We start from the raw sequence: 18,873 nt of genomic DNA on the forward strand, positions 1-18,873 counted from the left end.
GACTGCTTCGCAGTCGGACGCAGGCTTCGCCAGCTGCTACAAGGACCGTGCTTTGCTGTAATTTCTGTGCTTGTCCGTTTCAGGGAATTCCTTCATGACCCACCCCCGCCCAACCCACGTCCTGGTCATCGGTTACGTCTGGCCCGAACCCCGCTCTTCCGCGGCCGGTGGGCATATGATGCAGATCCTCGAATCCTTCCTGGCCCGGGGTTGGACCGTCACCTTCAGCAGCCCCGCGCGCTCCGGCGAACACCGCGCGGACCTCGGGGCACTGGGTATCGAAGAAGTACCCATCGAGTTGAACAACAGCGGTTTCGATACTTTCATCCGCGAATTGGTCCCGGATGTGGTGTTGTTCGATCGCTTCATGATGGAAGAACAGTTCGGCTGGCGCGTGGAAAAGCACTGCCCCGACGCGTTGCGCGTGCTCGAGACCTCCGATCTGCAAAGCCTGCGCGATGCCCGGCACCAGCGGCTCAAGCAGCGCCTGAAAGCCAGTGACGACACCAACGACTTCAGCGAACTGTTCGCCCCGGCGCTGCGCGAAGAATTCGAGTTCATGGCCGACACCGATCTGGCCCAGCGGGAAATCGCATCGATCTACCGATGCGACCTGAACCTGATGATTTCCGAAGTGGAAGTAGAATTGCTGGTCGAGCAGTTCAAGATTCCACGCGAACTGCTGCACTGGTGCCCGCTGATGGTCGATCTGCCGAAAGATCCCCCGGCACCTTTCGAAGATCGCGCGCACTTTCTGCATATCGGCAACTTCCGCCATGCGCCCAACTGGGATGCGGTGCTGTGGTTGAAAACCGCGATCTGGCCATTGATTCGCGAACGCCTGCCGGGCGCGCAGTTACACATCTATGGCGCCTACACACCGCCCAAGGCCACCGCGCTGCACAATCCGGCGCAAGGTTTTCATGTCATGAACTGGGCCGAAGACGCACTGCAAGTGATGTCGGCGGCACGGGTGTGCATGGCACCGCTGCGCTTTGGTGCGGGGGTCAAGGGCAAGATCGTCGATGCGATGCTCTGCGGTACACCCAATGTCACCACACCGATTGGCGCCGAAGCGATGCATGGCGACGAACCCTGGCCGGGGGCGATCACCCGCACGGCGCGGGAGTTCGCCGAGCAGGCCGTGCAACTGCATCAGGACCAGAACCGCTGGCTTGAGGCCCAAGCCGATGGACTACAGTTGCTCGCCAATCGTTATCGGCAGGACGTCCACGGCCCGGCGCTGGTCGCCCGGATCGAGCATTGCCTGCAAAACCTTGGCACTCTCAGAAGAGACAACTTCACCGGCAGCATGCTGCGCCATCACCAGCACAAGAGCACGCAGTACATGTCGCAATGGATCGAGGCAAAGAACCGCGCGCCATAGAACCCTGTAGGAGCTGCCGCAGGCTGCGATCTTTTGATTTTGCTTTTAAAAGATCGCAGCCTCGTTGCACTCGACACCTCCTGCACAGCTGCTGGCATTGCCTGCCCCGGAAGAGGCATGATCGCTCAGCGATAACAACAAAAGCGCCCAGACATGAACCGCCCCGCACGCATCACCGACCCTTCCTACGAGTTGATGGACGACCACAACGGCCTGTCCATCATCTATCGCCAGCACGGTTTTCCCTGCCCGCTGGTGCGCTGGCATTTTCACAAGGAATACGAGTTGCACCTGATCGTCGCCAGTTCTGGCAAGGTGTTCATCGGCGACTACATCGGCAACTTCTACCCCGAAACGCTGTTCCTCACCGGACCCAACCTGCCGCACAACTGGATCAGCCAGGTGGCCGAGGACGAGGTGGTGGAAAAGCGCGACATGCTGGTCAACTTCACCGACGAGCTGTTCGACAGCGGCTATCAGGTATTCGCCGAACTCAAGACCCTGGCGCCGCTGCTGGAGCGCGCCCAATACGGCATCGAGTTTCGCTGCAAGGCCACCATCCGCAAGACCGTGGACCTGATGCAGCGCATCGCCGATACCACCGGCGTGACACGCCTGGGGCACTTTTTCATCCTGCTGGAGCTGCTGGCGGCCTGTGACGACTACCAGCTGCTGTCCGGCGCGACCACGCCGCAACTGGCGGATGAGCACAACATCGACCGCACCAACCGCGCGGTGGACTACATCTTCGCCCACTACGCCCGTGACCTGACGCTTGAGGAAGTGGCCGAGCACCTGGGCATGAAGCCGACCTATTTCAGCCGGGTGTTCAAGCAGGCCACGGGGCGCAATTTCATCGAGTTCGTCAATCGCCTGCGCATCAGCAAGTCCTGCGAGCTCTTGGCCGATGGCGACAAGCCGGTGACCGACGTGTGTTTCGAGTCGGGGTTCAACAACATTTCCAACTTCAACCGGCGCTTCCAACAGCTCAAGGGCATGACCCCCTCGCATTATCGGCGGTTGGTGGTGCAGCGGTTGACCGAACAGAATCTGGGTTAACGACAGAGAGCCAATGTGGGAGCGCTTTTTACCCTTAAACCTGTACGAATCCCACGCCCCAGTCCCCCTGTAACGCCCTTCCCTACATCTCCCCCACAAATCTTAAGTGCAAAAAAGTATCGATCCCAGTGCGATGGATGATTTGTCTCGCCCACGATTGAACGTTGTAATCAGCGCAGATGCTTGCTGGATCGCAAGCCACAAAAACAATAACTGTCCTTCTGTAACCCTCGGGTGCAGAAAAGGAGTGCTCGATGCAACCTTCTGTAAAAGCTCTGCTCGCCCTCACCTGCATGACCCTCAGCAGCGTCAGCCTCGGCGCTCAGACCCTGACCATCGCCACCGTCAACAACAGCGACATGATTCGCATGCAAAAGCTCTCGAAAACCTTCGAAGCCGAGCATCCGCAGATCAAGCTCAATTGGGTGGTGCTGGAAGAAAACGTCCTGCGTCAGCGCCTGACCACCGACATCGCCACCCAGGGCGGGCAGTTCGACGTGCTGACCATCGGTATGTACGAAGCGGCACTCTGGGGAGCCAAGGGCTGGCTGGAACCGATGAAGGACCTGCCGGCCAGTTATGACCTCGACGACGTGTTCCCGTCGGTGCGCGAAGGCCTGTCGGTGAAAGGCTCGCTGTACGCCCTGCCGTTCTACGCCGAAAGCTCCATCACCTATTACCGCACCGATCTGTTCAAGGACGCGGGCCTGACCATGCCCGAGCACCCGACCTGGACACAGATCGGCGAATACGCTGAAAAACTGACCGATAAAACCAAAGAGCAGTACGGTATCTGCTTGCGCGGCAAGGCCGGCTGGGGCGAGAACATGGCGCTGATCACCACCGTCGCCAACGCCTATGGCGCACGCTGGTTCGATGAGAAATGGCAGCCGGAATTCAACGACCCCGAGTGGAAGAACGCGCTGAATTTCTACGTCGACACCATGAAGAAATCCGGCCCACCGGGGGCTTCCAGCAACGGCTTCAACGAAAACCTCGCGCTGTTCAACAGCGGCAAGTGCGCGATCTGGGTCGATGCCAGCGTCGCCGGCTCGTTCGTCACCGACAAGACCCAGAGCAAGGTCAGCGACAACGTCGGCTTCACCTATGCGCCGCACGAAACCACCGACAAGGGTTCGGCGTGGCTCTACTCCTGGGCGCTGGCGATTCCGACCAGTTCCAAGGCCAAGGATGCCGCCAAGACCTTCAGCGCCTGGGCCACGTCCAAGGAATACGGCGCCCTGGTCGCCAAGACCGACGGCATCGCCAACGTGCCGCCAGGCACCCGCGCCTCGACCTACAGCGCGCAATACATGAACGCCGCGCCGTTCGCCAAGGTCACCCTCGAATCGCTCAAGGCCGCTGACCCGAGCAAACCCGGCGCCCGCCCGGTGCCTTACATCGGCATCCAGTTGGTGACCATCCCCGAGTTCCAGGCGGTGGGCACCCAGGTCGGCAAGCTGTTCTCCGCCGCCTTGATCGGCCAGACCACGGTCGACCAGGCTTTGGCTGCGGCGCAGCAGTCCACTGAACGCGAGATGAAGCGCGCGGGTTATCCCAAATAGCCACCCCCTACTCCCTGTGGGAGCGGGCTTGCCCGCGATAGCGGTGTGTCAGCTACATCATTGTCTACTGACACTCCCTCATCGCGGGCAAGCCCGCTCCCACAGGTTCCAAGTTGCCTGTTCAAAATCGGTTGCGACTCCCATGAATACTTCAACCGCCAAAGCCCACATGGACATCCCCCAGCCGCTGCGCAAAAGCCGGGTGGCCAACCCCGGCTGGTTTCTGGTCAGCCCTTCGGTGGCGTTGCTGCTGTTGTGGATGATCGTGCCGCTGGGCATGACCGTCTATTTCTCGATGATCCGCTACAACCTGCTCTACCCCGGCGAAAACGAATTCGTGGGGCTGGAGAACTTCACTTACTTCCTGACCGATTCGGGCTTCATGCCCGGCGCCACCAATACGCTGCTGCTGGTGGGCAGCGTGCTGGCAATCAGCGTGGTGCTGGGGGTGTTGATCAGCGCCCTGCTCGAGGCCACCGACTTTCTCGGCCGCGGCATTGTCCGGGTGATGCTGATCTCACCGTTCTTCATCATGCCCACCGTCGGCGCGCTGATCTGGAAAAACCTGATTTTCCATCCGGTGTCGGGAATCCTCGCCTACGTCTGGAAGCTGTTCGGCGCAGAGCCCGTGGACTGGCTGGCGCACTACCCGCTGCTGTCGATCATCATCATTGTCTCGTGGCAGTGGCTGCCCTTCGCGATCCTGATCCTGATGACCGCCATGCAGTCCCTCGACCAGGAACAGAAAGAAGCCGCGCGCCTGGACGGTGCCGGGCCCATCGCGATTTTCTGGCACCTGACCCTGCCGCACCTGGCACGGCCGATTGCGGTGGTGGTGATGATCGAAACCATCTTCCTGCTCTCGGTGTTCGCCGAAATCTTCACCACCACCAATGGCGGCCCCGGCTACGCCTCGACCAACCTCGCCTACCTGATCTACAACCAGGCGCTGGTGCAGTTCGACGTCGGCATGGCCTCGGCGGGCGGGTTGATCGCGGTGGTGATCGCCAACATCGCGGCCATCGTCCTGGTGCGGATGATCGGCAAAAACCTGACAGACAAAGCCTGAGGCCCGCGCCATGACCCTACAACAATCCCGTCGCCTGCAAAGCCTGCTGCTGGGCACCCTGGCCTGGGCCATCGCGATCCTGATCTTCTTCCCGATCTTCTGGATGGTGCTGACCAGCTTCAAGACCGAAATCGACGCGTTCGCCACACCGCCGCAGTTCATCTTCACGCCGACGCTGGAAAACTACCTGCACATCAACGAGCGCAGCGATTACATGAGCTTCGCCTGGAACTCGGTGGTGATTTCCTTCTGCGCCACCGCCCTGTGCCTGCTGATCGCGGTGCCGGCAGCCTACTCCATGGCGTTCTATGAAACCCGGCGCACCAAGGGCACGCTGCTGTGGATGCTCTCCACCAAGATGCTGCCGCCGGTGGGCGTGCTGATGCCGATCTACCTGTTGGCCAAGCAGTTCGGCCTGCTCGATACGCGCATCGCGCTGATCGTGATCTACACCCTGATCAACCTGCCGATCGTGGTCTGGATGGTTTACACCTACTTCAAGGACATCCCCAAGGACATCCTCGAAGCCGCCCGCCTGGACGGCGCCACCCTGACCCAGGAGATGCTGCGGGTGCTGCTGCCGATCGCCAAGGGTGGCCTGGCGTCCACCGTGCTGCTGTCGTTGATCCTGTGCTGGAACGAGGCGTTCTGGTCGCTGAACCTGACCTCGTCGAAAGCCGCGCCGCTCACCGCGCTGATTGCCTCTTACTCAAGCCCCGAAGGGTTGTTCTGGGCCAAGTTGTCGGCAGTCTCGACCCTGGCCTGCGCGCCGATCCTGATCTTTGGCTGGATCAGCCAGAAGCAACTGGTGCGCGGTTTGTCGTTTGGCGCCGTGAAATGAATCAAAAGCAAAAGATCGCAGCCTGCAGCAGCTCCTACAGGGGACTCGCGGCGCTTGGTTGCTTTGTGCAGGAGCTGCCGAAGGCTGCGATCTTTTGATCTTAAAAAAACAACAAGTGGAGGCCCACCACCATGGCCAACCTGAAAATCAAGAACCTGCAAAAAGGCTTCGAAGGCTTTTCCATCATCAAGGGCATCGACCTCGAAGTGAACGACAAGGAATTCGTGGTCTTCGTCGGCCCGTCCGGCTGTGGCAAGTCCACCCTGCTGCGGCTGATCGCCGGGCTGGAGGAAGTCAGCGGCGGCACCATCGAGCTCGATGGACGCGACATCACCGAAGTCAGCCCGGCCAAGCGTGACCTGGCCATGGTGTTCCAGACCTACGCCCTGTACCCGCACATGAGCGTGCGCAAGAACATGTCCTTCGCCCTCGACCTGGCCGGCGTGTCCAAAGCCGAAGTGGAAAAGAAAGTCGGTGAAGCGGCGCGCATCCTTGAGCTGGGGCCGATGCTGGAACGCAAACCCAAGCAACTCTCCGGTGGGCAACGCCAGCGCGTGGCCATCGGCCGGGCCATCGTGCGCAACCCGAAAATCTTCCTGTTCGATGAACCGCTGTCCAACCTCGACGCCGCCCTGCGGGTACAGATGCGCCTGGAGCTGCTGCGCCTGCACAAGGAACTGCAGGCGACCATGATCTACGTGACCCACGATCAGGTCGAAGCCATGACCATGGCCGACAAGGTGGTGGTGCTCAATGGCGGCAAGATCGAGCAGGTCGGCTCGCCCCTGGACCTGTATCACCACCCGGCCAACCTGTTCGTCGCCGGCTTTCTCGGCACGCCGAAAATGGGTTTCCTCAAAGGCACCGTCAGCCGCGTCGACAGCCTGGGTTGTGAGGTGACGCTGGACGCCGGCACCCGCATCTCCCTGCCGTTGAGCGGCGCCAACCTGAGCGTCGGCGGCGCGGTGACCTTGGGGATTCGTCCGGAACACCTGGAACTGGCCAAGCCCGGCGACTGCACCTTGCAGGTCACCGCCGACGTCAGCGAGCGTCTGGGCAGCGACACCTTCTGCCACACGCGCACCGCGTCCGGCGAGGCCCTGACCCTGCGCGTGCGCGGCGATCTGGCCAGCCGTTACGGCGAAACCCTGAACCTGCACCTGGATGCCGAGCACTGCCATTTGTTCGATGCCGACGGCGTGGCTTTAGCCCGTCCGCTGCGCGTTGCCGCCTGATTTTTCGAGAACCTGTATGAAACTCAACCAACAAAACCTCAACCGCCTCGCCCCCGAGGTGGTCCTGCCCGCCTACGCCCTCAGCGACACCCGCCAGGGCATCGCGCATATCGGCGTCGGCGGCTTCCATCGCGCCCATCAGGCGTACTACACCGACGCGCTGATGAACCTGGGCGAAGGCCTGGACTGGGCGATCTGCGGTGTCGGCCTGCGCGCCGAAGACCGTCGCGCCCATGACGACCTGCACGGCCAGGACTGCCTGTTCACCCTGTTCGAACTGGGTGACAACGACGACACCGAAGTGCGGGTGATCGGCTCGATCCGTGACATGCTGCTGGCCGAGGACAATGCCCGGGCGCTGATCGACAAACTCGCCGATCCGCAGATCCGTATCGTGTCGCTGACCATTACCGAGGGCGGTTACTGCATCGACGACAGCAACGGCGAGTTCATGGCCCACCTGCCGCAGATTCAGCATGACCTGGCCAATCCGGGCGCACCGAACACCGTGTTCGGTTTCCTCTGCGCCGCACTGGCCAGGCGCCGGGCCGCGGGCACGCCGGCCTTCACCCTGATGTCCTGCGATAACCTGCCGCACAACGGCGCCGTCACCCGCAAGGCCCTGCTGGCTTTCGCCGCGCTGCGCGACGCCGATCTGCGCGACTGGATCGCGACCAACGTCAGCTTCCCCAACGCCATGGTCGACCGCATCACGCCGATGACCAGCACCGAGCACCGCCTGCAACTGGCCGACCAGCATGGCGTGGACGATGCCTGGCCGGTGGTGTGCGAGCCGTTCGTGCAATGGGTGCTGGAAGACAAGTTCGTCAATGGCCGCCCGGCCTGGGAAAAGGTCGGCGTGCAGTTCACCGACGACGTCACGCCATACGAAGAAATGAAGATCAAGCTGCTCAACGGCAGCCACCTGGCCCTGACTTACCTGGGGTTTCTCAAGGGTTACCGGTTCGTCCACGAGACCATGAACGACCCGCTGTTCGTGCGCTACATGCAGGCCTACATGGATCTGGACGTGACCCCGCAGTTGTCGCCGGTGCCGGGGATCGACCTGACCGAGTACAAGAACACGCTGGTGGAGCGTTTCTCCAATCAGGCGATTGCCGATCAGCTGGAGCGGGTGTGTTCGGATGGGTCGTCGAAGTTTCCCAAGTTCACGGTGCCGACCATCAACCGCTTGATCGCGGATGGTCGGGAGACCAGGCGCGCGGCCCTGGTGGTGGCGGCCTGGGCGTTGTATTTGAAGGGGGTGGACGAGAATGGCGACACCTACAGCATTCCCGATCCACGGGCGGCTTTCTGTCAGGCGCTGGTGGCTGATGATGTGTTGATGACCCAGCGGCTGTTGGCGGTGGAGGAGATTTTCGGCACGGCGATTGCGCAGTCGGCGCCGTTTGTGGCGGCGTTTGAGTGGTGCTGCAACAGCTTGCGCGAACATGGCGTGACGGGGACGTTGGAGCGGGTGCTGGCTTAAACACGTTGGTGAATGTACTTCCGTATTCGCGAGCAAACCCGCTCCCACACTTGATCGAGTTTCTTCAGGTTGAACACCGTCGAATGTGGGAGCGGGCTTGCTCGCGAATGGCTTCACCGAGATTGAACTGACACACCAGGGGCTCCTCATGGCAACCCAACAACTCTTCCTCGGCATCGACTGCGGCACACAGGGCACCAAGGCCCTGATTCTCGACGCCCAAAGCGGTCAGGTCCTGGGCCAGGGCGCCGCCGCGCACAAGATGATCAGCGGCGCCAATGGCCGGCGCGAGCAGGACACGGCGCAATGGATCGAGGCATTCACCCTCGCCACCCGCCGCGCCTTGCTGGCCGCCAACGTTGACGGCCAGGACATCCTCGGCGTCGGCGTCTCCGGCCAGCAGCACGGCCTGGTCCTGCTCGACGATCAGGGCCAGGTCCTGCGCCCGGCCAAGCTCTGGTGCGACACCGAAACCACCGCACAAAACGACCGCCTGCTGCACCACCTGGGCGGCGAGCAAGGTTCGCTGGAGCGCCTGGGCGTGGTCATCGCCCCCGGCTACACCGTCTCGAAACTGCTGTGGACCAAGGAACAGCACCCCGAGATCTTCTCGCGCATCGCCCGCATCCTGCTGCCCCACGACTACCTGAACTTCTGGCTCACCGGCCGCAGTTGCAGCGAATACGGCGATGCCTCGGGCACCGGCTATTTCAACGTGCGCAGCCGTCAGTGGGACCTGCAGTTGCTGCGCCACATCGATCCCGGCGGACGCCTGCAAGCGGCATTGCCGGAGTTGATCGACGCTCAGGCCGTCGTCGGCACCGTGTTGCCGGAAATTGCCCGGCATCTGGGCATCAACCCGCAAGCCCAAGTGTCCAGCGGCGGCGGCGACAACATGATGGGCGCCATCGGCACCGGCAACATTCAGCCCGGCGCGATCACCATGAGCCTCGGTTCGTCCGGCACGGTGTACGCCTATGCCGACTCGCCGAAAGTCAGCATGGATGCGGCGGTCGCGACCTTCTGCTCGTCCACCGGCGGCTGGCTGCCGCTGATCTGCACCATGAACCTGACCAACGCCACCGGTGCGATTCGCGAATTGCTCGATCTGGATCTCGACAGTTTCAACGATCTGGTGGCCCAGGCGCCCATCGGCTCCGAAGGCGTGAGCGTGCTGCCATTCCTCAACGGCGAACGCGTCCCGGCCCTGCCCCACGCCACCGGCAGCCTCCACGGCCTGACCATGAGCAACCTGACCCGGGCGAACCTGTGCCGGGCCGTGGTCGAAGGCACTACCTTCGGATTGCGTTACGGACTGGACCTGCTGCGTCACAATGGCTTACAAAGCCGCAGCATCTGCCTGATCGGCGGTGGCTCGAAAAGCCCAGTGTGGCGACAGATCGTCGCCGACATCATGGATACGCCGGTGATCTGCACCGAACAGAGTGAAGCCGCTGCCCTCGGCGCGGCGATTCAGGCGGCGTGGTGCACGGCTCGGTCAAACGGACAGGCAGAAAGCCTGCAGGCGCTGTGCGAGCGTTGCGTCAAACTAGATGCTGCCAGCGAAACCCGACCGATTGCCGAGAATGTGGCCGCCGCGCAACAGGCCTACGAACGCTACCGACAGCATGTCGCAACCCTTTGAAGAGTGAATGAATATGTATCTGGTGTGTGGCGAAGCGCTGTTCGATTTTTTCAGTGACAACGACGCCAGCGGTCTGGCTTCGCAGGTGAACTTTAAGGCGATCGCTGGCGGCTCGCCGTTCAACGTTGCCGTGGGCCTGCGACGCCTGGGCGTGGACGCGGCGCTGTTTGCCGGGCTGTCCACCGATTATCTGGGTCGGCGTCTGCTCAAGGTGTTGCAGGACGAAAACGTGCGAACCGACTACCTGCTGGATTGTGCGGCGCCTACCACCCTTGCGATGGTCGCGCTGGGCGCCAATGGCTCGCCACAGTACAGCTTTCGTGGCGAAGGCTGCGCGGATCGGCAGTTGAAGCCCGAGCACCTGCCGACCCTGGGGCCTGAGGTGCGTGGCTTGCACTTCGGTTCGTTTTCGCTGGTGGTGCAGCCGATTGCCGACACCCTGCTGGCCCTGGTACGGCGGGAAAGCGGCCAGCGCCTGATCAGCCTCGATCCGAACGTTCGGCTCAATCCGCAGCCGGACATCGAACTGTGGCGTTCGCGCATTGACTCGCTGGTCGAGCATGCGGACCTGATCAAGGTCAGCGACGAGGATTTGCACCTGCTGTGTCTTGACCAGGAGCCGGCGCAGGTGATCGAGGGCTGGTTGCAGCACCGCTGTCAGGTGGTGTTCCTGACCCGTGGTGGCGATGGTGCGACGGTGTTCAGCCGTGCCCATGGCGCGTGGTCGGTACCGGCACAACCGGTGCAGATCGCCGACACCGTGGGCGCCGGCGATACCTTCCAGGCGGCGCTGATTGCCTGGCTGACCGAGCAACAGCTGGATTCGGTGGAGGGCGTGCGACAGCTCAGTCGCCAGCAGATCGACGACATGGCCCGATTCGCCGTCCGCGCCGCGGCGCTGACCTGCGGCAAGACCGGGCCGGATTTGCCTTATCGGCATCAGCTGGATATTCGCTGACCTCAATCCCACAGTTGATCTGTGGTGTTGCACAGAATCCTGTAGGCGCTGCCGAAGGCTGCGATCTTTTGATCTTGCTTCTAAAAGATCGCAGCCTCGTTTCACTCGACAGCTCCTGCACGGAATCGGTGGTACGTCGCAAAACCCTGTAATGGTCGTCAACGATGACGCTGGCAGCCTGACACCCCGCGATGTCCGTGCCTCCATCGCGAGCAAGCTCGCTCCTACAAAATCGAAAAGTTGTAGCTCACGATCAACCGCGTCTCATCCACATCCCGCGCAAACTGCGCATAGTTGGTCCGGTACGTCGCATTGCGCAACCGCAGGCTGACATCCTTGAACGTCCCGCCCTGCACCACGTACTTCAACTCGCTGTCACGCTCCCATTCTTTACCTTCCTGATCACTGCCTGGCACCTTGATGTGATCGCCGTTCACATAACGGGTCATGAATGTCAGGCCGTTGAGGCCGATGCCCTTGAAGTCATAGTCATAACGCAACTGCCACGAACGCTCCTGGGCCGCGGCGAAGTCGTTGACCTGCACGTAGTTGACCAGGTACGGGTTGGTGCCATCCAGATACGGCATCGAGTTGTCGCCGTTCATGCGCTGCCAGCCGGCGCTGAAGGTATGGCCACTGATGGCATAGGCCAGCATCCCGCTCAGGGCACGGTTGTCGATGGACCCGGCCTTGGCCGCACCGCTGTCGGCACTTTTGAGCAGGCGCAGATCGGCCTTGAGCACCCCGCCGCCCAACGGCTGGTTGCCGAGCAATCCCACGAAGTGCTGGCGGTAAATGTCTTCCAGCTCGGCGTAGTGATACTGCGCGGTCAGCCGGTCATTGAGCTTGTAGTCAAAACCGTACATGTCGAAGTGATCGGCTGTGATGTTGCAGGCATAACGCTTGTTCTTGCAGTGCACGCGGATGTCCTGGGCATCGGTGGAATCCCGGGCGGTGTACTTGTCCAGGCGCGCGGCCATGAACGTCAGGTCGTTGACCTCCTTGGAGGTGAGCATGGCGCCGTTGAACATGGTCGGCAGCAGGCGCCCATCGTTGTATTTGAGCAGCGGCACATCCGGCAACAGCGCGCCGTACTTCAACACGCTTCGGGAAACCCGGACCTTGGCCGTCAGCCCCAGCTTGCTGTATTCATCCGCTGAACCACGGGGATTGCTGCCGCTGGACGGCAGCAGGCCACTGTTGCTGCTGTCCGGGCTGGAATCGAGCTTGATCCCCAGCATGCCCAACGCATCGACACCAAAGCCCACCGTGCCTTCGGTGTAGCCCGATTGCACATTGAGAATGAAACCCTGAGCCGACTCCTCACGCTTTGAAGCGCCCTGTTCATTGGACGTGTGCCCGTCACGAAAATCGCGATTGAAATAGATCGTGCGCGATTCGAGATTGGCCTTGCTGTCTTCGATGAAACCGCTGGCCTGGATCGATCCGGCAAAACCTGCGCACAGCACGACAGCGCCGAAGCCCAGAGACTGGCGCGCGAGGATCAAGCTAAAGGGGGGACGCATGAGAACTCCAACAGGGCTGCATTCACACCAGGGCGAACGCAGCCAGAAACAGCCTCGCACCGAACCTGTAACGGACCGGAGGAAGCGAAAACGCGGGGTGAGCAGCCATCATCGCAGAGGGCGCGCCGGCGCTGCAGACGACTTTAGTAGGGTTTTGTCCGCCGGACGGTAGTGGCAAATGCGACAGGTGGCACGCCGATGGCTTAACGGAAGTTTAATCGTGGCCTTAAATGATGAATGGACCGCACGCCTTCAGTGCTTTCGGATGCCATCGCTCTGTTGACCAGTGCGGCAAGTTCGACGCCACGTCGAACCCACCTTTGCCTGCATTGGAGATTGCCTCATGAACTCACGCGCCCTGCTGCTTTGCGCCGCCCTCGCCTGCACGCCGTTTGCCGCCATGGCCCAGACCGGCGACACCAACACCTCCTCGGCCATACCCTCCTACCACTACGGCATGCCGCTGCACGTCGGCAAGGTCATCGCCCTGTCCGAGCCCGACACGCTGGACTGCGAGGTGGTCACCGCAACCATGCAATACATCGACACCCAGACCGGCAAACCGACAGAGCTTGCCTATAGAAAACTTTCCTACGCATGCAGTTATCAAAACTGACTGAATCGTCTGAAATAGCACCTTGCAGTATTCGAGTGAGGGTTCTGACGCTATGCTCTAGCGCCACCCTCACTGCCGCAAGGATCAGCTATGCAGTTTTCGTTCAGGACGTTGTCTACTTTCACCGCCGCACTTTGTTTGTTTCTCGCGCTTGTCTGGGGCTTCGCGCCCGACCGGATCCTGGCCAGCTGGGATATCGAATACTCCCTCGCTTCCGGCCTCATTTCACGACGCATGGCCGTGCTGTTCATGGTCCTTGCCCTGATGTTCTTTCTGCTGCGTAACGAAGCGCAATCCCAAACCCGCAATGCACTGAGCAATGCCTTCATGATTGGCTGCTGGGGACTGGCGATACTGGGCTTCGGCGAATGGCTCAATGGCCATGCCGGTCCAGGCATTCTGGTTGCGGTGGGCGTCGAACTGGCGCTGGGCCTGGCATTTTTCCAGACCCGGCGCGTGTCGGTCGAACTTGAAACCTTGACCTGAAACCGCGAATCAAAGCGCCTTGCGCATCGCCGGGCTGTGTGCCGGGACAACGTATTGCTGTTGCATCTCGGTGCGCAGTTCAGCAATCAGATTGTTGATTTCCCGACAGCCTGTGAGGCGCTGGGCATCGATGCCCGTCCTTAACAGATCAAGCTGATCCGTTTCCCCATTGGCATACACTTTTACGGTCATGGACAAGTCAGGCGACAGCGTGCATTGGCAGCGTTTCGGCAAAAAACTGCTCTCAATGATGTTGCGAAGTTCCAAGGCAGAAAGAAACATGGCGAACCTCTCCTTAATAAAACTGCCAAACAATTATCGGCACTGACTCGTTTGTTATCCCGGCCAGCTCAAGAAAGCTAGAGCATAATTCATGCCTTGAATTTCGCCGTGCAGCTCATCGGTAAATCAACGGGTTAACCACAAGAAGATCGAATAGCCATCATGCAAATTGCAAAAAGGCCGAAAAGAATCGTGCAATGTGCATCAGGCTGAAGTTTTCGCCGGCATCGGGATTGCTGAACAGCAGCACCTCGGCGTCCAGCCGCTCGACGGCGTGCAAGGCGCCATCGGCCAATTGAAAGCTCTTGATCATCGATTGCTCACCAGGCCTGGCCGCGACGTTTGAGTTCCAGGCGACGCACGAACTCTTCCAGCACCAGGCCATACAGATCGTCCTGCAGCGGTCATATGAGTACGGTTTTTCGTTTGGCGGTGATGGGAGATTTGCCTGAGTTACTGCGGTTGGAAGAGCAGTGTTTCAGCACGGATCGGCTAAGCCGTCGCAGTTTCCGCTGGATGATCGAAGGGGCCAACGGGCGGTTGCTGGTGGCCCGGTGCGGGGAGGAACTGGCAGGTTATGCGGTGGTGCTGTTTCATCGAAGCAGTTCTGTGGCGCGGCTGTATTCGCTTGCCATTGCCGACCGGGCGCGGGGCAAGGGGTTGGGCAGAGGTTTGCTCGAACGCGTGGAGGCTTGTGCCCGGGAGCGCAAATGCGCCGATTTGCGGCTGGAAGTGCGGGTCGACAATCCGGTGGCTATCGCCTTGTATGAGCGCAACGGTTACCGGCCATTCGGCTTGATCCCCGCTTTTTATCAGGACAACGTCGATGCATTGCGCATGAACAAAACCCTGTAGGAGCTGCCGCAGCCTGCGGCAGCTCCTACACGGGAATGCGGTTACTTCAGGCCGACTCTGTAAAGCCCGCCATTGTCTTCGTCGGTCAGCACGTACAGATAACCATCCGGCCCCTGCCGCACATCGCGAATGCGCTTGTTCAACTCCCCCAGCAACCGCTCCTCATGAACCACCCGGTCTCCATCGAACTGAAGGCGAATCAACTCCTGGCTCACCAGCGCGCCGATAAACGCGTTGTGTTGCCAGGCCTTGAAACGATCCCCGTCATAGAACGCCATGCCGCTCACCCCCGGGGACTTCTCCCAGACATGATGCGGGTCGACGGTGCCCACGGCGGTTTTGCCCTTGGCTTCCGGGATCGGTTGGCCGGAATAGTTGATGCCGTGGGTGGCCAGCGGCCAACCGTAATTCTTGCCGCGCTCGATGATGTTGACCTCGTCGCCGCCACGGGGGCCGTGCTCGTTTTCCCAGAGCACCCCGTTCCACGGGTTGAGCGCCGCGCCCTGGGGGTTGCGCACACCGTAGGCCCAGATCTCGGGGCGCACCCCGGACTGGCCGACGAAGGGGTTGTCGTCCGGAACCTTGCCGTCCGGATAGATGCGCACGATCTTGCCTTGCAGCTTGTCCAGATCCTGGGCGGTCGGGCGGTCGTTGTTTTCACCCAGGGTGATGAACAGATAGCCATTGCGATCGAACACCAGCCGCGAGCCGAAATGGTTGCCCACCGACAGTTTCGGCTCCTGGCGGAAAATCACCTTGAAATTCCTCAGGCTCTTCAGGTCTTCGGACAGCTGCCCACGGCCGACGGCAGTGCCGGCCGTGCCGCCCTCGCCCCCACCTTCGGCATAGGACAGGTAAACGGTGCGGTCCTGTTTGAACTCCGGCGACAGCGCCACATCCAGCAAGCCGCCCTGCCCCTTGGCCCAGACCTTGGGCACGCCATCGATGGGCGCTGACAGCTTGCCGTCGACGCTCACCAGCCTCAGGTTGCCCGGCCGCTCGGTGACCAGCATGCCCTTGCGATCGGGCAGGAAAGCCAGCGCCCAGGGGTGTTCCAGGCCCTGGACGATGGGCGTCACTTCAAGGGTGCCCTGTTCGCTGTTCATTTCCTGGGAAGTGGCTGCAAGCGCAGGCAATGCAACGCCGGTCAACGCGGCGGCACAGAATGTGGCCAGAAGGGTTTTACGCAACATGCACGATTCCTTTTGTCATGGGAGTGGCGAGGTTGCCCTGCCACTCAATTGCGGGGCGGTGGATTGGGGATGAACCTTGGCGGGCTCGCGGGAGCCGGTTGGCTCTGAGGGTAGCGGTTGCCGATGCCACCGTTGTCCAGGGTCGGCGGACGTGGCACCGGCACGGTGTTGGGCCCGCGAACCGCCGGTGCGCTGGGCTGGGTGCCCTGCATGCTGTTGGGATTGGCGCGGCGGGTCGGGCTGTTATAGGGATTGTTGTTGCCGCTGTTGGGCAGACTCTGGGCAATCTGCAACGTCATCGGCGGCGACAGATCTTGCGCCAGGACCTGCTGGCCGAGCACGCCGCTCAAGGCCAGCACAAAGGCGCCGGTTACGCATCGGTTCATGGGGAGCCTCTCGACGAATGCGTGGATAAGGACTTCGATATCACGCTACGCCCGGGGTTCGGATTTGTTAAACAAAACCTGTAACACGACATTTGCAGCGGCTGCACACCGCTGAAACTTTTGCCCGAAGGCCAGGGTCACCAGAACATCACTTTCGAGTAAGCGACCATGGCGCGGGCAATCTGGAAGGGCGCGATCAGTTTCGGGCTGGTGCATATCCCCGTCGCGCTGGTCTCGGCGACGTCATCACAGGGCGTCGATTTCGACTGGCTGGACAGTCGCAGCATGGAGCCGGTGGGTTACAAGCGGATCAACAAGGTCACCGGCAAGGAAGTTACCAAGGAGCACATCGTCAAAGGCGTCGCCTACGAAAAAGGCCGCTACGTGGTGCTCAGCGAAGAAGAAATCCGCTCGGCGCACCCGATGTCGACCCAGACCATCGATATCTTTTCCTTCGTCGACAGCGACGAGATTCCGCTGCAGTACATCGACACGCCTTATTACCTGGCGCCGGACAAACGCGGTGGCAAGGTGTATGCGCTATTGCGTGAAACCCTGACCAAGACCAACAAGGTCGCCCTCGCCCGGGTGGTGCTGCACACCCGTCAGTACCTGGCGGCGTTGATGCCGCTGGAGTCGGCACTGGTGCTGGTGAAACTGCGCTGGCCGGCGCAAGTGCGCGGCCTGGACGAATTGGCGTTGGGCCCGGACGTGACCAAGGCGACCCTGGCCAAAGGCGAGCTGGACATGGCCAAGCGGCTGGTACAGGACATGAGTTCGACGTGGTCGCCGGACGATTACCGCGACGAGTTCGAAGACAAGATCATGGCGCTGGTGGACAAGAAGGCCCACGAGGGCAAGATCGAGGATGTGGAAACCGATACCGACGAGGAGGCGCGCAAGACGGCGGATGTGATCGATTTGACCGAGTTGCTCAAGCGCAGCCTGGGGGGCAAGGCGCCGAAGGCCAAGCCTGCGGCGAAGAAAAAAGCCTCCAAGTGAATGCCAACCCACTCTGTAGGAGCCGAGCTTGCTCGCGATGCACGCAAAAACACCGCGGGCATCAGGTCGCCAGCGTCATCGTTGACGACCATCGCGAGCAAGCTCGGCTCCTGCAGGGATATGGTGTTCTCAGATGAGGATAAAGATCGCCAGCAAACCACCAAAAATCGCCCATTTCTCCAGGTAATAGAGCTTGCGATTGCGCTTCTTCAGCTCTTTGCCCCGCAGGCGAATCTTGTAGATCTTGCCGAACAGACGATTGATCCCGCCCGTCTTGTCCCCCGCCTCGTTCGGCGCGCCGGCCGCCGACATCACGTTGCGGCTGAACCAGCCATTGAACGCCGCCGCCCAGCGATACTTCATCGGCCGCTCGACATCGCAGAACAGGATGATGCGGTTCTGGTCGGTGGTGTTTTGCGCGTAATGAATGAAGGTCTCGTCGAACATCACCGCTTCGCCGTCGCGCCAGTGGTAGTTCTCGCCGTCGACATTGATGTAGCAACCGGCATCGTTCGGCGTTTCCAGGCCCAGGTGATAGCGGTAGGAGCCGGCATACGGATCACGGTGGCGCACCAGTTTCGACCCCGGTGGCAATTCCGCGAACATCGCCGCCTTGATCGAGCCGATGCTCTGCACCAGTTCTGTGGTACGCGGGCAGAGTTTCATCGCCGAAGGGTGACTGTCGCCGTACCACTTGAGGTAGAAACGCTTCCAGCCGGTCTTGAAGAACGAGTTGAAGCCGACGTCGTCGTATGCGTTGGAACGTTTGATCTCACCGGCCTGCAGCAGGTTCTGACCTTCGGCGCGGATTTCTTCCCAGTGCTTCTGCAACGGGCTCAGATCGGGAAAGTCCTTCGGATCGAGGTAAGGCTTGTTGGGGATCTTCGAGAACAGATAAAGGAAGCAGTTGATCGGCGCCAGGAACGTCGAGTGGTCGCTCAGTTGGCGGCCCAGCTTGTGGCGCACGCGGCCGCGCAGGTGTACGTAGGCAATGGAGACAACATAGATAGCGGCAATGATGAGTTTCACGGAAATCGTCACATGTCAGAAGTGAACAAACTGCGCCCCCTTGCCAACCCGTGGCCAAGGGTCTTGTGCAGCGTCTGCAATCGAGTCTGGTCGCCCTTCCCTGAGCCTTGCCAAAAGCCGTATTGGGTAACGGATGGCAATTTAGCCACAGTTTGTAACCAATAGTTAACCTATAACAACCAAAATCTGAACGACAGTGCCACCAAAGAGCCACGGTGACGCTTTGCCCTATCGTTTAAAGAGCCAGACC

The 18,873-nt window shown here is 60.9% G+C and carries 17 protein-coding genes and 3 pseudogenes; 13 read left to right on the forward strand and 7 right to left on the reverse strand.

Annotated elements, in window-relative coordinates:
- The first annotated feature begins 94 nt into the window (after nt 1-94).
- The 9 genes from HNO86_RS26035 to HNO86_RS26075 all read left to right on the forward strand — a co-directional run bounded on the left by HNO86_RS26035 (nt 95) and on the right by HNO86_RS26075 (nt 11,248).
- On the forward strand, nt 95-1,387 hold the full coding sequence (locus tag HNO86_RS26035; protein ID WP_175379794.1) for a glycosyltransferase: 1,293 nt from the start codon (nt 95-97) through the stop codon (nt 1,385-1,387).
- A gap of 153 nt (nt 1,388-1,540) precedes the next feature.
- Nucleotides 1,541-2,446, forward strand: coding sequence for an AraC family transcriptional regulator (locus tag HNO86_RS26040; protein ID WP_175379795.1), 906 nt, complete (start codon nt 1,541-1,543; stop codon nt 2,444-2,446).
- Between the two features lie 254 nt (nt 2,447-2,700).
- Nucleotides 2,701-4,011 carry a sugar ABC transporter substrate-binding protein gene (locus tag HNO86_RS26045; RefSeq protein WP_175379796.1) on the forward strand — a complete coding sequence of 437 codons (1,311 nt, stop codon included), beginning with the start codon at nt 2,701-2,703 and terminating at the stop codon, nt 4,009-4,011.
- A gap of 142 nt (nt 4,012-4,153) precedes the next feature.
- Nucleotides 4,154-5,080 (forward strand): carbohydrate ABC transporter permease, encoded by a 927-nt coding sequence (locus tag HNO86_RS26050; RefSeq protein ID WP_175379797.1) that lies wholly within the window; start codon nt 4,154-4,156, stop codon nt 5,078-5,080.
- A 10-nt stretch (nt 5,081-5,090) separates the two neighbouring features.
- Nucleotides 5,091-5,921, forward strand: a complete 831-nt coding sequence (locus HNO86_RS26055) for a carbohydrate ABC transporter permease (protein ID WP_175379798.1) — start codon at nt 5,091-5,093, stop codon at nt 5,919-5,921.
- Nucleotides 5,922-6,052: 131 nt separating this feature from the next.
- Nucleotides 6,053-7,156, forward strand: a complete 1,104-nt coding sequence (locus HNO86_RS26060) for an ABC transporter ATP-binding protein (protein ID WP_175379799.1) — start codon at nt 6,053-6,055, stop codon at nt 7,154-7,156.
- 16 nt (nt 7,157-7,172) lie between these two features.
- Nucleotides 7,173-8,645, forward strand: coding sequence for a mannitol dehydrogenase family protein (locus HNO86_RS26065; protein WP_175379800.1), 1,473 nt, complete (start codon nt 7,173-7,175; stop codon nt 8,643-8,645).
- A 148-nt stretch (nt 8,646-8,793) separates the two neighbouring features.
- Nucleotides 8,794-10,290, forward strand: coding sequence for a xylulokinase (xylB, locus tag HNO86_RS26070; RefSeq protein WP_175379801.1), 1,497 nt, complete (start codon nt 8,794-8,796; stop codon nt 10,288-10,290).
- 13 nt (nt 10,291-10,303) lie between these two features.
- Complete coding sequence (locus HNO86_RS26075) at nt 10,304-11,248, forward strand: carbohydrate kinase (protein WP_175379838.1); 945 nt, start codon at nt 10,304-10,306, stop codon at nt 11,246-11,248.
- Nucleotides 11,249-11,472: 224 nt separating this feature from the next.
- On the opposite strand, the gene HNO86_RS26080 is transcribed toward HNO86_RS26075, so the two are convergent.
- A complete protein-coding gene (locus HNO86_RS26080; RefSeq protein ID WP_175379802.1) occupies nt 11,473-12,774 on the reverse strand; it encodes an OprD family porin in 1,302 nt (433 codons plus the stop codon).
- Nucleotides 12,775-13,117: 343 nt separating this feature from the next.
- Between HNO86_RS26080 and HNO86_RS26085 the strand changes: the two genes are divergently transcribed.
- Together HNO86_RS26085 and HNO86_RS26090 are read left to right on the forward strand one after the other, a co-directional pair.
- The gene (locus tag HNO86_RS26085; protein ID WP_175379803.1) at nt 13,118-13,390 is read left to right on the forward strand and encodes a DUF2790 domain-containing protein; all 273 of its coding nucleotides are present in this window, start codon (nt 13,118-13,120) and stop codon (nt 13,388-13,390) included.
- Nucleotides 13,391-13,480: 90 nt separating this feature from the next.
- Nucleotides 13,481-13,876, forward strand: a complete 396-nt coding sequence (locus tag HNO86_RS26090; RefSeq protein ID WP_175379804.1) for a hypothetical protein — start codon at nt 13,481-13,483, stop codon at nt 13,874-13,876.
- Between the two features lie 9 nt (nt 13,877-13,885).
- Here the strand turns inward: HNO86_RS26090 and HNO86_RS26095 are convergent, their stop codons facing one another.
- The 3 genes and pseudogenes from HNO86_RS26095 to HNO86_RS30735 all read right to left on the reverse strand — a co-directional run.
- Entirely contained in the window at nt 13,886-14,158 is a 273-nt protein-coding gene (locus HNO86_RS26095; protein WP_175379805.1) for a DUF1652 domain-containing protein, read from the reverse strand.
- Nucleotides 14,159-14,357: 199 nt separating this feature from the next.
- Nucleotides 14,358-14,471: pseudogene (locus HNO86_RS26100) on the reverse strand (magnesium transporter CorA family protein); the annotation flags it as partial.
- 7 nt (nt 14,472-14,478) lie between these two features.
- Nucleotides 14,479-14,559 (reverse strand): annotated as a pseudogene (locus HNO86_RS30735) (hypothetical protein); the annotation flags it as partial.
- Nucleotides 14,560-14,566: 7 nt separating this feature from the next.
- On the opposite strand from HNO86_RS30735, the pseudogene HNO86_RS26105 reads away from it, so the two are divergent.
- Nucleotides 14,567-15,010 (forward strand): annotated as a pseudogene (locus HNO86_RS26105) (GNAT family N-acetyltransferase); the annotation flags it as partial.
- A 44-nt stretch (nt 15,011-15,054) separates the two neighbouring features.
- On the opposite strand, the gene HNO86_RS26110 reads toward HNO86_RS26105, so the two are convergent.
- Nucleotides 15,055-16,206, reverse strand: coding sequence for a PQQ-dependent sugar dehydrogenase (locus tag HNO86_RS26110; protein ID WP_175379807.1), 1,152 nt, complete (start codon nt 16,204-16,206; stop codon nt 15,055-15,057).
- Between the two features lie 44 nt (nt 16,207-16,250).
- On the reverse strand, nt 16,251-16,592 hold the full coding sequence (locus HNO86_RS26115) for a hypothetical protein (RefSeq protein ID WP_175379808.1): 342 nt from the start codon (nt 16,590-16,592) through the stop codon (nt 16,251-16,253).
- A gap of 168 nt (nt 16,593-16,760) precedes the next feature.
- Between HNO86_RS26115 and HNO86_RS26120 the strand changes: the two genes are divergently transcribed.
- Nucleotides 16,761-17,594, forward strand: coding sequence for a Ku protein (locus HNO86_RS26120; RefSeq protein ID WP_175379809.1), 834 nt, complete (start codon nt 16,761-16,763; stop codon nt 17,592-17,594).
- A gap of 129 nt (nt 17,595-17,723) precedes the next feature.
- On the opposite strand, the gene lpxO is transcribed toward HNO86_RS26120, so the two are convergent.
- Nucleotides 17,724-18,623: a lipid A hydroxylase LpxO gene (lpxO, locus tag HNO86_RS26125; protein ID WP_175379810.1), complete on the reverse strand. Its 900-nt coding sequence runs from the start codon at nt 18,621-18,623 to the stop codon at nt 17,724-17,726.
- Between the last annotated feature and the right edge of the window lie 250 nt (nt 18,624-18,873).

The organism is Pseudomonas sp. C1C7 (genome assembly GCF_013359595.1).
Taxonomy (GTDB): domain Bacteria; phylum Pseudomonadota; class Gammaproteobacteria; order Pseudomonadales; family Pseudomonadaceae; genus Aquipseudomonas.

Excerpts from the sequence above, each read along its gene's own strand:
- HNO86_RS26035 (WP_175379794.1), top strand. The coding sequence starts at position 95 with ATGACCCACCCCCGCCCAACCCACGTCCTGGTCATCGGTTACGTCTGG.
- HNO86_RS26040 (WP_175379795.1), top strand. The coding sequence starts at position 1,541 with ATGAACCGCCCCGCACGCATCACCGACCCTTCCTACGAGTTGATGGAC.
- HNO86_RS26045 (WP_175379796.1), top strand. The coding sequence starts at position 2,701 with ATGCAACCTTCTGTAAAAGCTCTGCTCGCCCTCACCTGCATGACCCTC.
- HNO86_RS26050 (WP_175379797.1), top strand. The coding sequence starts at position 4,154 with ATGAATACTTCAACCGCCAAAGCCCACATGGACATCCCCCAGCCGCTG.
- HNO86_RS26055 (WP_175379798.1), top strand. The coding sequence starts at position 5,091 with ATGACCCTACAACAATCCCGTCGCCTGCAAAGCCTGCTGCTGGGCACC.
- HNO86_RS26060 (WP_175379799.1), top strand. The coding sequence starts at position 6,053 with ATGGCCAACCTGAAAATCAAGAACCTGCAAAAAGGCTTCGAAGGCTTT.
- HNO86_RS26065 (WP_175379800.1), top strand. The coding sequence starts at position 7,173 with ATGAAACTCAACCAACAAAACCTCAACCGCCTCGCCCCCGAGGTGGTC.
- xylB (WP_175379801.1), top strand. The coding sequence starts at position 8,794 with ATGGCAACCCAACAACTCTTCCTCGGCATCGACTGCGGCACACAGGGC.
- HNO86_RS26075 (WP_175379838.1), top strand. The coding sequence starts at position 10,304 with ATGTATCTGGTGTGTGGCGAAGCGCTGTTCGATTTTTTCAGTGACAAC.
- HNO86_RS26080 (WP_175379802.1), bottom strand. The coding sequence starts at position 12,774 with ATGCGTCCCCCCTTTAGCTTGATCCTCGCGCGCCAGTCTCTGGGCTTC.
- HNO86_RS26085 (WP_175379803.1), top strand. The coding sequence starts at position 13,118 with ATGAACTCACGCGCCCTGCTGCTTTGCGCCGCCCTCGCCTGCACGCCG.
- HNO86_RS26090 (WP_175379804.1), top strand. The coding sequence starts at position 13,481 with ATGCAGTTTTCGTTCAGGACGTTGTCTACTTTCACCGCCGCACTTTGT.
- HNO86_RS26095 (WP_175379805.1), bottom strand. The coding sequence starts at position 14,158 with ATGTTTCTTTCTGCCTTGGAACTTCGCAACATCATTGAGAGCAGTTTT.
- HNO86_RS26110 (WP_175379807.1), bottom strand. The coding sequence starts at position 16,206 with ATGTTGCGTAAAACCCTTCTGGCCACATTCTGTGCCGCCGCGTTGACC.
- HNO86_RS26115 (WP_175379808.1), bottom strand. The coding sequence starts at position 16,592 with ATGAACCGATGCGTAACCGGCGCCTTTGTGCTGGCCTTGAGCGGCGTG.
- HNO86_RS26120 (WP_175379809.1), top strand. The coding sequence starts at position 16,761 with ATGGCGCGGGCAATCTGGAAGGGCGCGATCAGTTTCGGGCTGGTGCAT.